Annotated in this window: 12 protein-coding genes and 1 pseudogene; 9 read left to right on the top strand and 4 right to left on the bottom strand. The window is 54.1% G+C overall.

The window, feature by feature from the left end; genetic code table 11:
- Positions 1-191 precede the first annotated feature (191 nt).
- From aspS to ruvB, 6 genes are all read left to right on the top strand, one after another.
- Positions 192-1,964 (top strand): aspartate--tRNA ligase, encoded by a 1,773-nt coding sequence (gene aspS, locus F153LOC_RS12070; RefSeq protein WP_100779775.1) that lies wholly within the window; start codon positions 192-194, stop codon positions 1,962-1,964.
- Between the two features lies 1 nt (position 1,965).
- On the top strand, positions 1,966-2,409 hold the full coding sequence (nudB, locus tag F153LOC_RS12065) for a dihydroneopterin triphosphate diphosphatase (RefSeq protein WP_100779776.1): 444 nt from the start codon (positions 1,966-1,968) through the stop codon (positions 2,407-2,409).
- 26 nt (positions 2,410-2,435) lie between these two features.
- Positions 2,436-3,176: a YebC/PmpR family DNA-binding transcriptional regulator gene (locus tag F153LOC_RS12060; RefSeq protein ID WP_100779777.1), complete on the top strand. Its 741-nt coding sequence runs from the start codon at positions 2,436-2,438 to the stop codon at positions 3,174-3,176.
- 34 nt (positions 3,177-3,210) lie between these two features.
- Positions 3,211-3,732, top strand: coding sequence for a crossover junction endodeoxyribonuclease RuvC (ruvC, locus tag F153LOC_RS12055; RefSeq protein ID WP_015964021.1), 522 nt, complete (start codon positions 3,211-3,213; stop codon positions 3,730-3,732).
- An 80-nt stretch (positions 3,733-3,812) separates the two neighbouring features.
- The gene (ruvA, locus tag F153LOC_RS12050; protein ID WP_102103985.1) at positions 3,813-4,424 is read left to right on the top strand and encodes a Holliday junction branch migration protein RuvA; all 612 of its coding nucleotides are present in this window, start codon (positions 3,813-3,815) and stop codon (positions 4,422-4,424) included.
- Between the two features lie 8 nt (positions 4,425-4,432).
- Complete coding sequence (ruvB, locus tag F153LOC_RS12045; RefSeq protein WP_100779779.1) at positions 4,433-5,443, top strand: Holliday junction branch migration DNA helicase RuvB; 1,011 nt, start codon at positions 4,433-4,435, stop codon at positions 5,441-5,443.
- Between the two features lie 100 nt (positions 5,444-5,543).
- Here the strand turns inward: ruvB and znuB are convergent, their stop codons facing one another.
- Positions 5,544-6,329, bottom strand: a complete 786-nt coding sequence (znuB, locus tag F153LOC_RS12040) for a zinc ABC transporter permease subunit ZnuB (RefSeq protein WP_102103984.1) — start codon at positions 6,327-6,329, stop codon at positions 5,544-5,546.
- Positions 6,326-7,081 carry a zinc ABC transporter ATP-binding protein ZnuC gene (gene znuC, locus F153LOC_RS12035; protein ID WP_100779781.1) on the bottom strand — a complete coding sequence of 252 codons (756 nt, stop codon included), beginning with the start codon at positions 7,079-7,081 and terminating at the stop codon, positions 6,326-6,328. Before znuC ends, znuB begins: the two co-directional genes overlap by 4 nt.
- A 77-nt stretch (positions 7,082-7,158) precedes the next feature.
- On the opposite strand from znuC, the gene znuA reads away from it, so the two are divergent.
- The 3 genes from znuA (at position 7,159) to lpxM (ending at position 10,528) form a co-directional block, all read left to right on the top strand.
- Positions 7,159-8,103 carry a zinc ABC transporter substrate-binding protein ZnuA gene (znuA, locus tag F153LOC_RS12030; RefSeq protein ID WP_146003463.1) on the top strand — a complete coding sequence of 315 codons (945 nt, stop codon included), beginning with the start codon at positions 7,159-7,161 and terminating at the stop codon, positions 8,101-8,103.
- A 15-nt stretch (positions 8,104-8,118) separates the two neighbouring features.
- On the top strand, positions 8,119-9,438 hold the full coding sequence (mepM, locus tag F153LOC_RS12025) for a murein DD-endopeptidase MepM (RefSeq protein WP_100779783.1): 1,320 nt from the start codon (positions 8,119-8,121) through the stop codon (positions 9,436-9,438).
- 118 nt (positions 9,439-9,556) lie between these two features.
- A complete protein-coding gene (gene lpxM, locus F153LOC_RS12020) occupies positions 9,557-10,528 on the top strand; it encodes a lauroyl-Kdo(2)-lipid IV(A) myristoyltransferase (RefSeq protein ID WP_102103982.1) in 972 nt (323 codons plus the stop codon).
- Positions 10,529-10,625: 97 nt separating this feature from the next.
- On the opposite strand, the gene F153LOC_RS12015 is transcribed toward lpxM, so the two are convergent.
- Entirely contained in the window at positions 10,626-11,282 is a 657-nt protein-coding gene (locus tag F153LOC_RS12015) for a DUF2931 family protein (RefSeq protein WP_102103981.1), read from the bottom strand.
- Positions 11,279-12,032, bottom strand: a pseudogene (locus tag F153LOC_RS21620) (type VI secretion protein); the annotation flags it as partial. The pseudogene F153LOC_RS21620 and the gene F153LOC_RS12015, both read right to left, overlap by 4 nt.

Below are 12,032 nucleotides of genomic sequence, written 5' to 3'. Positions count from 1 at the left end.
GTTAATTTTTGTGAGAATGCGCAATAAGAGCGCAGCAATCGCGCGTCTGGCAAGCTTCTCTCTTATCGTACGGCGGAATTTCCAGTATAATAGCCGCCTTTTTTCATCCAGTTGTGACATACAGAAAGCTGCGACATAGTAGCCTGTAAATCAGGCGACATTTAGCCTGCGGCTAAATTAAGGGATATCTCATGCGTACAGAATATTGCGGGCAGTTGCGTCAGTCCCACGTTGGACAGCAGGTGACCCTGTGTGGTTGGGTCAACCGCCGTCGTGATCTTGGTAGCCTTATCTTCATCGATTTGCGTGACCGTGAAGGCATCGTGCAGGTGTTCTTCGATCCGGATCGTGCGGACGCGTTAAAGCTGGCCTCCGAACTGCGTAATGAGTTCTGCATCCAGGTCACCGGCACCGTGCGTGCGCGTGACGAAAAAAATATCAACGCCGATATGGCGACGGGCGCCATTGAAGTGCTGGCGTCCGACCTGACTATCATCAACCGTTCAGAATCGCTGCCGCTTGACTCCAACCACGTCAACACTGAAGAAGCGCGTCTGAAATATCGCTATCTGGATCTGCGTCGCCCGGAAATGGCTCAGCGCCTGAAAACCCGTGCGAAGATCACAAGCCTGGTGCGTCGTTTCATGGACGACCACGGTTTCCTCGATATCGAAACCCCGATGCTGACCAAAGCCACGCCGGAAGGCGCGCGCGATTACCTGGTTCCGTCTCGTGTTCATAAAGGCAAATTCTACGCGCTGCCACAGTCTCCTCAGCTGTTCAAACAGCTGCTGATGATGTCTGGTTTCGATCGCTACTATCAGATCGTTAAATGCTTCCGCGACGAAGACCTGCGCGCTGACCGTCAGCCTGAATTCACCCAGATCGACGTCGAGACCTCCTTCATGACCGCACCTCAGGTGCGCGAAATTATGGAAGCGCTGGTTCGTGGTCTTTGGCAGGACGTGAAGGGCGTTGATCTGGGCGAGTTCCCGATCATGACCTTCGCAGAAGCAGAACGTCGCTACGGTTCTGATAAACCAGATCTGCGTAACCCGATGGAGCTGGTGGACGTCGCCGACCTCCTGAAAGCGGTTGAGTTTGCGGTCTTCTCTGGCCCGGCTAACGATCCGAAAGGCCGTGTGGCTGCCCTGCGTGTTCCAGGTGGCGCACAGCTAAGCCGTAAACAAATTGATGACTACGGCAATTTCGTGAAAATCTACGGTGCGAAAGGCCTGGCTTATATTAAAGTCACCGAACGTGCGAAAGGCATCGAAGGCATCACCAGCCCTGTTGCGAAATTCCTGAACGCTGAGATCGTAGAAGCAATCCTTGAGCGCACCGGCGCGCAGGATGGCGACATGATCTTCTTCGGCGCGGACAACAAAAAAGTGGTGGCCGATGCGCTCGGTGCACTGCGTCTCAAACTGGGTAAAGATCTGAACCTGACTGACGAAGCCAAATGGGCTCCGCTGTGGGTGATCGACTTCCCAATGTTTGAAGATGACGGTGAAGGCGGCCTGACGGCGATGCACCACCCGTTCACCGCACCGAAAGACATGACGGCGAGCGAGCTGAACGCGGCTCCGGAAGACGCAGTGGCCAACGCCTACGATATGGTAATCAACGGTTACGAAGTGGGCGGCGGTTCCGTACGTATTCATAGCGGCGAAATGCAGCAGACCGTATTCGGTATTCTGGGCATTAACGAGCAAGAGCAGCGCGAGAAGTTCGGCTTCCTGCTGGATGCCCTGAAATACGGCACTCCACCGCACGCAGGCCTGGCGTTTGGTCTGGATCGTCTGACCATGCTGCTGACCGGTACTGATAACATTCGCGATGTGATTGCCTTCCCGAAAACCACCGCCGCTGCGTGTCTGATGACCGAAGCGCCAAGCTTTGCTAACCCGGCCTCTCTGTCTGAGCTGGGTATCGAAGTGGTGAAAAAGGAAGAGAAAAACTGATATGGCATATAAGCGTCCCGTTTCTGTTCTGGTTGTCATTTATGCAGAAGACACGAAGCGGGTGCTGATGTTGCAGCGTCGCGACGATCCCGATTTCTGGCAGTCGGTTACCGGCAGTCTGGAAGAGGGTGAAACCGCGTCGCAGGCCGCCGCGCGCGAAGTAAATGAAGAGGTCACCATTAATGTTGCTCAGGAGCAACTGACCCTGAAGGACTGTCAGCGCACGGTGGATTTTGAAATTTTTAGCCATTTACGTCATCGCTATGCGCCGGGAATTGAGCGCAATACGGAATCGTGGTTCTGTCTTGCGCTCCCCCATGAACGGCAGATCGAGTTCACCGAGCATTTGACCTACCGCTGGGTTGATGCGGCCGAAGCGGCTGCCTTAACCAAGTCGTGGAGCAACCGGCAGGCGATTGAAGAATTTGTAATTCATGCCGTCTGAATTGACGGTTTATTGGAGATATTTTTATGGCAGGTCATAGTAAGTGGGCCAACACCAAACACCGTAAAGCGGCACAGGATGCCAAACGCGGTAAAATTTTCACCAAAATCATTCGCGAGCTGGTTACTGCAGCCCGTCTGGGCGGCGGCGACGCGGGTTCTAACCCACGTCTGCGCGCAGCGATTGATAAAGCACTGTCAAACAACATGACGCGTGACACCCTGAACCGTGCAATCGCACGTGGCGTGGGCGGCGATGACGACGCGAACATGGAAACCATCATTTATGAAGGTTACGGCCCTGGTGGTACTGCGGTCATGGTTGAGTGTCTTTCCGACAACCGCAACCGTACCGTGGCTGAAGTGCGCCATGCGTTCACCAAAACCGGCGGCAACCTGGGTACTGACGGTTCCGTGGCATACCTGTTCAGCAAGAAAGGGGTGATCTCTTTCGAAGCGGGCGACGAAGACGCAATCATGGAAGCTGCGCTGGAAGCCGGTGCTGAAGACGTAGTGACCTTCGACGACGGTGCGATTGACGTTTACACCGCGTGGGAAGAGATGGGCGCAGTGCGTGATGCGCTGGAAGCTGCCGGTCTGAAAGCCGACAACGCGGAAGTGTCGATGATTCCATCGACCAAAGCAGACATGGATGCAGAAACCGCACCAAAACTGCTGCGTCTGATCGACATGCTCGAAGACTGCGATGACGTTCAGGAAGTTTATCATAACGGTGAGATCTCTGATGAGGTCGCAGCGACGCTCTAATGAGCGCGTTTGAACCTCTAACCGGAGACGCGTGATGTCGATTATTCTCGGTATAGACCCCGGCTCACGTATTACCGGTTACGGCGTTATCCGCCAGGTGGGTCGCCAGTTGACCTACCTGGGCAGCGGCTGTATTCGCACCAAAGTTGATGATTTGCCTTCGCGTCTGAAATTAATTTACGCAGGCGTGTCGGAAATCATTACCCAGTTTCAGCCCGACTTTTTTGCTATCGAGCAGGTCTTTATGGCGAAAAATGCTGACTCGGCGTTAAAACTGGGCCAGGCGCGCGGCGTGGCGATTGTCGCGGCGGTGAACCAGGATTTACCGGTGTTCGAATACGCCGCGCGTCAGGTTAAACAGACGGTGGTGGGCATTGGTAGCGCGGAGAAAAGTCAGGTGCAGCACATGGTGCGGACCCTGCTTAAGCTCCCGGCAAACCCACAGGCGGATGCCGCCGATGCGCTGGCCATTGCGATAACGCACTGCCATGTGAGCCAAAACGCCATGCAGATGAGCGAATCGAGGCTCAATCTGGCGCGAGGTCGGTTACGATAATCACAAATCAGGCTGGATAAACATCCAGCCTTTTTTTATGATGGCGGAAGTTAATTTAGCATCTCACGCAGGAGCATCATGTGATTGGCAGACTCAGAGGCATCATCATTGAAAAACAACCCCCGTTAGTTCTGCTGGAAGCGGGAGGCGTGGGGTATGAAGTCCATATGCCGATGACCTGTTTCTATGAACTTCCGGAGTCCGGCAAAGAGGCGATTGTCTTTACCCAGTTCGTGGTGCGTGAAGATGCCCAGCTTCTGTATGGCTTTAATAATAAGCAGGAACGCATGCTGTTCCGCGAGCTGATTAAAACCAATGGCGTAGGGCCTAAGCTTGCGCTGGCGATTCTGTCTGGCATGTCGGCGCAACAGTTTGTGAATGCCGTTGAGCGTGAAGATCCCGCTGCGCTGGTCAAGCTGCCAGGCATCGGCAAAAAAACCGCAGAACGTCTGATTGTGGAAATGAAAGACCGCTTTAAAGGGCTGCACGGGGATCTGTTTACGCCAGCGTCCGATCTGGTGCTGACGTCACCGAACGGCCCGACGGATGACGACGCAGAGCAAGAAGCGGTGGCTGCGCTGGTGGCGCTGGGCTATAAACCACAGGAAGCCAGTCGGATGGTGAGTAAAATCGCCAAACCGGATGCCAGCAGTGAAACCCTGATTCGTGAAGCGCTCCGCGCGGCATTGTGAGGTAGAGGATGATTGAAGCAGACCGCCTGATTTCGGCAGCCAGCAATGTTCCAGAGGATGTGGTGGATCGTGCGATCCGCCCAAAACTGCTGGAGGAGTACATCGGCCAGCCGCAGGTTCGCTCACAGATGGAAATTTTTATCCAGGCGGCGAAACTGCGCGGGGATGCGCTCGATCATCTGCTGATTTTTGGCCCTCCAGGTCTCGGTAAAACGACGCTTGCCAATATCGTGGCGAATGAAATGGGCGTGAATCTGCGCACCACCTCAGGCCCGGTACTGGAGAAAGCGGGCGATCTGGCGGCGATGCTGACCAACCTCGAGCCGCACGACGTGCTCTTTATCGATGAGATCCACCGTCTGTCACCGGTAGTCGAAGAGGTGCTTTATCCGGCGATGGAAGACTATCAGCTGGATATCATGATTGGCGAAGGTCCGGCCGCGCGCTCGATTAAAATCGATCTGCCGCCCTTTACCCTGATTGGCGCCACCACGCGTGCCGGGTCACTCACATCCCCCCTTCGCGATCGTTTCGGGATTGTGCAGCGCCTCGAGTTCTATCAGGTCGCCGATCTGCAGTACATCGTTGGCCGCAGCGCGCGCTTTATGGGGCTTGAATTGAGCGATGAGGGGGCCTTTGAAGTGGCCAAGCGTTCGCGCGGTACGCCACGCATCGCTAACCGCCTGCTGCGCCGTGTGCGTGACTTTGCGGAAGTAAAGCACGATGGCACCATTTCGCTGGATATCGCCTCGCAGGCGCTGGATATGCTTAACGTCGATGCTGAAGGGTTTGACTATATGGACCGCAAGCTGCTGCTCGCGATTCTGGATAAATTCTTTGGCGGGCCGGTTGGGCTGGATAACCTCGCCGCAGCGATTGGCGAGGAGCGTGAAACCATCGAGGACGTGCTGGAACCCTATCTGATTCAGCAGGGCTTTTTGCAACGCACGCCGCGCGGGCGAATGGCGACGGTACGGGCGTGGAATCACTTCGGGATAACACCACCGGAAATGCCGTAGTACGCGACCGGGTTAAGTGCCGGATAACGGCAGGCGTGATCCGGCCTACAACGATTCAGGTGTTTCCCCGATAAGCGCAGCGCGCCACCGGGGGAAATGTTCAGCTGGCCGGTTTCTTCATCATACTGAAGATAAACATCAGCGCCGCACACAGCACCACCGACGGGCCGGCAGGCGTGTCGTAAAACGCCGAGAAGGTGAGTCCGCCGGTGACGGCAATAATACCGACAACTACCGCCACACCCGCCATCTGTTCAGGCGTACGGGCAAATCGTCGTGCAGTAGCGGCCGGAATAATCAGCAGTGAGGTGATAATCAGCGCACCCACAAACTTCATCGCCACCCCAATCGTCAATGCGGTCACCAGCATCAACAGCAGCTTCACGCGCTGCAGTTTAACGCCATCGACAAAGGCCAAATCAGCGCTGACGGTCATCGCCAGCAGATTGCGCCACTGCCACAGCAAAATACCGAGAACGATCACCACGCCAATGGCGATAGAAATCAGGTCTTCCGGCGTCACCGCCAGCAAATCGCCAAACAGATACGCCATCAAATCGACGCGAATGTTCGACATCAGGCTCACCACCACCAGGCCAAGCGACAGCGCGCTGTGCGCCATAATCCCGAGCAACGTATCTACCGCGAGGTGAGGGCGCTTCTCAAGCCAAACCAGACCGGCGGCAAGCAGCAGCGTTACGGCAATCACTGCGTAAAACGGGTTCACGTCGAGCAATAAGCCAAAGGCCACGCCCAGTAAGGAGGCGTGCGCCAGCGTATCGCCAAAATAGGACATTCTTCGCCAGACGACAAAAGAGCCCAGCGGACCCGCGGCGCAGGCAAGCATAACCCCGGCAAACCAGCCGGGTAATAACAGTTCAATCATGAGTGTCCATTTCCCCGACGCAGGACAATTCGTCCCTGTAAATCATGGCGATGATTATGGTTGTGGCGATAAATGCCCAGCTGTTCTGCTCCACGAGAGCCGAACATAGAGATAAATTCCGGATGCATCGACACCACTTCAGGCGTGCCGGAGCAGCAGATATGGTGATTCAGACACAGCACTTCGTCAGTTTTAGCCATCACCAGATGCAGGTCATGCGAGACCATCAGGACGGCGCAGTCCAGCTCACGACGCAGCTGATCGATGAGATCGTACAGGGCGACCTGGCCGTTCACATCCACGCCCTGAGTCGGCTCATCGAGAACCAGCAGCTGTGGCTTACTCAACAACGCGCGTGCCAGCAGAACGCGCTGGGTTTCACCACCGGAAAGTTTCTGCATAGGGGCTTCGACCAAATGGCCTGCCTGAACGCGTTTCAGAGCGGGGAGGATATCGTCTTTACGCGTGCCTGGACGCAGTCGCAGGAAACGGCCTACCGTTAAGGGCAGCGTGGCGTCAAGATGTATTTTTTGCGGGACGTAGCCGATTCTTAACTTGTCGTCGCGCTTGATGACGCCAGCATCAGGTGCTACCAGCCCGAGAACCACCCGAACCAGCGTCGATTTGCCCGCGCCGTTTGGGCCGAGCAACGTTAAAATTTTGCCGGGTTTGAGAACCAGCGATACGTCAGAGAGGACGCGGCGCTGACCAAAAGATACCGAGATATTTTCAAGAGAAACTAAATTCGTCATGTCAATTTAAGCTTGCAGAAGTCAACGAATGTTATAATATCACATTCCACGCATTCATTACGATCATAAGTTGCATTATGTTACATAAAAATACGCTTCTTTTCGCAGCATTATCCGCTGGCCTTTGGGGTTCAGCAGCACAAGATGTTAACGCCGCCGTTGTCGCTTCGCTTAAACCACTGGGATTCATCGCTTCGGCCATCGCCGATGGTGTCACAGAAACCCAGGTTTTACTGCCTGACGGGGCATCTGAACACGACTATTCGTTGCGCCCATCTGATGTAAAACGCTTACAGAACGCGGACTTAGTGGTCTGGATTGGTCCAGAGATGGAAGCGTTCATGCAAAAATCCGCGAGTAAAGTTCCGCCGCAAAAACAGGTCACCATTGCCGAACTGGCAGGCGTGAAACCGCTGCTCATGAAAGGGGCTGACGACGACGAGCACGAAAGTGACCATGACCATGCCAATAGCGAAAAAGGTGACGACCATCACCATCATGGCGAGTACAACATGCATCTTTGGCTCTCGCCAGAGATAGCGCGGCTCTCCGCGGTTGCAATCCATGACAAATTAGTGGAACTTATGCCGCAAAGTCGAGCCAAACTAGACGCCAACCTGAAGGATTTTGAGGCACAATTAGCCGCAACCGATAAGCAGGTAGGTAACGAGCTGGCACCGTTGAAAGGTAAAGGGTATTTCGTTTTTCATGATGCCTATGGCTACTATGAAAAACACTACGGGCTGACCCCGCTGGGTCACTTCACCGTCAACCCGGAAATTCAACCCGGTGCGCAGCGTTTACATGAAATCAGAACACAGTTGGTTGAGCAAAAAGCGACATGCGTTTTTGCTGAGCCACAGTTCAGGCCAGCGGTCGTTGAAGCCGTGGCCAGGGGAACGTCCGTGCGCATGGGAACCCTGGACCCGCTTGGAACCAATATTCAGTTGAGCAAGGCGAGTTATTCGCAGTTCCTCAGCCAATTGGCGAACCAGTATTCGAGCTGCCTGAAAGGAGATTAACGAGGAAGTGAACACGTGCAACAGATAGCCCGCTCTGTCGCCCTGGCATTTAATAATCTGCCTCGACCCCACCGCGTTATGCTGGGGTCCCTTACAGTTCTTACCTTAGCGGTCGCCGTCTGGCGGCCCTATGTGTATCACCCACATTCAGCTCCCATCATTAAAACCATCGAACTGGAAAAGAGTGAAATCCGCTCCTTGCTGCCAGATGCCAGCGAACCTATCGATCAGGCCGCTCAGGAAGACGAAGCGATTCCTCAGGATGAGCTGGACGACAAAACCGCCAATGAGGCGGGTATTCACGAATACGTTGTCTCCACGGGCGATACGCTGAGCAGCGTGCTCAATCAGTATGGTATTGAGATGGGGGATATCAGCCAGCTCGCCGCATCAGACAAAGAGCTGCGTAACCTCAAGATTGGTCAACAGCTGTCCTGGACGCTTACCAACGATGGCGATTTGCAACGTCTGACCTGGGAAGTCTCCCGTCGCGAAACCCGTACCTACGATCGTACCGAAAACGGTTTCAAGATGACCAGCGAAATGCAGCAGGGCGACTGGGTTAACAATGTGCTGAAAGGCAAGGTTGGCGCCAGCTTTGTCGCCAGCGCGCGCGACGCGGGTTTGACCAGCGGCGAAATCAGCTCAGTCATCAAAGCCATGCAGTGGCAGATGGACTTCCGCAAACTGAAAAAAGGCGACGAATTCTCGATTCTGATGTCCCGCGAAATGCTGGACGGCAAGCGTGAGCAAAGCCAACTGATGGGTGTGCGTCTGCGCTCCGAAGGCAAAGATTACTACGCCATCCGCGCGGAAGACGGCAAGTTCTACGACCGCAACGGTACGGGCCTGGCGAAAGGCTTCCTGCGCTTCCCGACGGCGAAACAGTTCCGCGTTTCATCCAACTTTAACCCGCGTCGTCTGAACCCGGTCACTGGCCGTGTCGCACCGCACCGTGGCGTTGACTTTGCGATGCCGCAGGGCACGCCAGTGCTCTCTGTCGGTGACGGTGAAGTGGTCATTGCTAAACGCAGCGGCGCGGCAGGGTACTACGTTGCCGTTCGTCACGGTCGCACCTATACCACCCGCTACATGCACCTGCGTAAGCTGCTGGTCCAGCCGGGGCAGAAAGTGAAACGCGGCGACCGCATTGCGCTCTCTGGCAACACCGGGCGCTCCACTGGCCCGCATCTGCACTATGAAGTGTGGATTAACCAGCAGGCGGTGAACCCGTTGACGGCGAAACTGCCGCGTACCGAAGGTCTGACCGGCAAAGATCGCACCGATTATCTGGCCCAGGTCAAAGAGGTCATGCCGCAACTGCGCTTCGACTAGATTTTTGTCATCTAAAAGCCGGTGCAGAGATGCGCCGGCTTTTTCTTTTGTGCGATACACTCTGCCTCGCTACACTATCTCAAGATTATTTTTTGCTTCACCAGACCCTGGAACCCGCATGGAAACCCAAAAAAACAACAGTGAATACATTCCCGAGTTTGATAAATCTTTTCGCCATCCGCGTAACTGGGGCGCCTGGCTGGGTGTCTACGCATTTGCGGGCCTTGCGCTGCTTCCGGCATCCGTTCGCGATCCTGTCCTCGGTAAAATTGGCCTGATTGCCGGACGACTCGGCAAAAGTGCGCGCCGCCGTGCGCAGATCAATCTGTTCTACTGTTTTCCGGAAAAAAGCGACGCGGAACGTGAAGCGATTATCGACGCTATGTTTACCACCGCACCGCAGGCGATGGCGATGATGGGCGAGCTGGCGCTGCGCGGGCCAGAGAAGGTCAAAAATCGCGTGGACTGGAAAGGGCTGGAGATTATCGATGAGATGCGTCGTAACAACGAGAAAGTCATTTTTCTCGTGCCGCACGGCTGGGGTGTGGATATTCCGGCGATGCTGATGGCGTCGAAAGGCCAGAAGATGGCGGCCATGTTCCATAATCAGGGCAATAAAATCTTCGACTACGTCTGGAACACCGTCCGCCGCCGTTTTGGTGGACGTCTGCATGCGCGTAACGACGGTATCAAACCTTTTATTAAGTCAGTTCGCGAAGGTTACTGGGGTTATTACCTGCCGGATCAGGACCACGGTGCCGAGCACAGCGAATTCGTGGATTTCTTTGCGACTTACAAAGCGACACTACCTGCGATTGGCCGCCTGATGAAAGTTTGCCGCGCCCGCGTGGTTCCGCTGTTTCCGATTTACGATGGCAAAACCCATCGTCTGACCATCGAAGTACGTCCACCAATGGACGATCTGCTGGAAGCCGACGATCACACCATCGCGCGCCGCATGAACGAAGAGGTTGAAATCCTCGTCGGCCCACACGCCGAGCAGTACACCTGGATTCTGAAACTGCTCAAAACCCGCAAACCCGGCGAGAAAGAGCCGTATAAGCGAAAAGAGTTATTCCCGAAGAGATAATTTTTGTTACCCATCAGATAACGTTCGGTTTACGCGTACAGGAGGAGTCTTTCTGTACGCGTTGTTGCGTCAGTGAGTAGCTCAGGATTTTCCATTCTCACCAGTCGCCGTAAGGGTAGGTTTTACCTTTGATAAATTCAGGTGTTTCACCAAAGTAGGCATATCCATTCGGATGTTGTGTGATTCCTTTACACCCGTCCAGCTTATCCCCAGACAACGTCGTTATCTTTTTCGGCTCCACAGGTAAATTATCCCCGCTACCGCTGTTTTGCAGCCAGATTCGAACCTTTCCTCCTGGAGCAAGACCAAACAGTAATGAATTATACCAGGCTTTGTTTCCCTGTCTGTCTACCCCTGTGGATGTGCTCATTTTTTCCCTGAGAGAGTCTGAAAAAATAATCCTTGTTTCGTAACTCCTTTTATCGATGACCGAGTCCCAGCAAAAAAGAAAAGCAACAGGAGGGTGGCGAGCTTTATTGAACTGCGCGTGTCTTCCCACTTTATTATTCCATGTTCCCACTGTGAGATAGCTGTCTTCGACATTATCAAGGGTTCTAAATGAGTAGAGGATTTTTTTATCATCGATAATGCCAACATAGGTAACATCGGCTGGTAAAGCTTTAGGGGTGAAAAATGAAAACTCCCACATCCCGTATGGCATTGCGCCTGTTTCTTCTGGCGATGTTGCTCCACCATTATGACAACCTGACATGGTGAGTAGTAATGAGAATAGAGGCCACTTCGCGCATTTCATATTTTATTGCCGTCCATATCGTATGTTGTCCGTAGCCATTTTTCGTCGGGCCTGTTTACGAAGCCAATCGTCTCAGAAATTGACGCCCCGCCATGAAACCTTCCATTACGATCAAGCGTAATACTGTTCCAGTTTGCCGAGCAGTGGATATAGTTTTTAGCAATAAAGTCAGCTTCTGATGCCGTGAAGAAAGACGTCGATTTACTTAAACGCGTCGCTTTACTGAATGTAATAGCTCTATCACAAAGGGGCATAAGTTCTACAGGAAGAGCGTATTCAGGTTTAGTTGAATCGATCGGCTTAAACACCACACCCGCATCCTGCGCAGCATCGATCATTACCCGCAGCACCACCTTCGACCAGTCGTTCTTCACTATCCGTTTTTTCATTGTTAGAGCAGCAAATGCGCGCTTCTGCATCCCGTCTCTTGGATGGACGGGCATTCTCGTGTCCTCCCAGGCGTCAGCTGTAATGTCATTAGTGCGAATGAGCGGAGCCGCGACCGCAGAGGATTCGAGTATCGGTAACTGTTCCATGGCATGTCTGTAAGTTCGCGTATCCGCCAGCGGGGTATCCAGCGGCACTGTGACTGCTTCCGGTCGGGTCAGGTAGATGTTTTCCCGTGTTGCAGGCAGGTAGCCGCCGCCAATATCGGAATGCGCGCCGGGCAGAGCCAGCTCCGGCCACGCGGGTTGCACGCTGTTCAGGGCGAAGTTAAAGCGGCACTCGTGCTGCGCCGTGATATGGAAG

It is taken from the genome of Lelliottia sp. F153, from assembly GCF_002870005.1.
Lineage (GTDB): Bacteria > Pseudomonadota > Gammaproteobacteria > Enterobacterales > Enterobacteriaceae > Enterobacter > Enterobacter nimipressuralis.
The sequence above is the reverse complement of the archived record's forward strand: the minus strand, read 5'-3'. Positions and strand labels throughout refer to the sequence as shown.

What these genes read in the sequence shown, in the direction of transcription:
- aspS (WP_100779775.1), top strand. Translation starts at nt 192, where the DNA reads ATGCGTACAGAATATTGCGGGCAGTTGCGTCAGTCCCACGTTGGACAG.
- nudB (WP_100779776.1), top strand. Translation starts at nt 1,966, where the DNA reads ATGGCATATAAGCGTCCCGTTTCTGTTCTGGTTGTCATTTATGCAGAA.
- F153LOC_RS12060 (WP_100779777.1), top strand. Translation starts at nt 2,436, where the DNA reads ATGGCAGGTCATAGTAAGTGGGCCAACACCAAACACCGTAAAGCGGCA.
- ruvC (WP_015964021.1), top strand. Translation starts at nt 3,211, where the DNA reads ATGTCGATTATTCTCGGTATAGACCCCGGCTCACGTATTACCGGTTAC.
- ruvB (WP_100779779.1), top strand. Translation starts at nt 4,433, where the DNA reads ATGATTGAAGCAGACCGCCTGATTTCGGCAGCCAGCAATGTTCCAGAG.
- znuB (WP_102103984.1), bottom strand. Translation starts at nt 6,329, where the DNA reads ATGATTGAACTGTTATTACCCGGCTGGTTTGCCGGGGTTATGCTTGCC.
- znuC (WP_100779781.1), bottom strand. Translation starts at nt 7,081, where the DNA reads ATGACGAATTTAGTTTCTCTTGAAAATATCTCGGTATCTTTTGGTCAG.
- znuA (WP_146003463.1), top strand. Translation starts at nt 7,159, where the DNA reads ATGTTACATAAAAATACGCTTCTTTTCGCAGCATTATCCGCTGGCCTT.
- lpxM (WP_102103982.1), top strand. Translation starts at nt 9,557, where the DNA reads ATGGAAACCCAAAAAAACAACAGTGAATACATTCCCGAGTTTGATAAA.
- F153LOC_RS12015 (WP_102103981.1), bottom strand. Translation starts at nt 11,282, where the DNA reads ATGAAATGCGCGAAGTGGCCTCTATTCTCATTACTACTCACCATGTCA.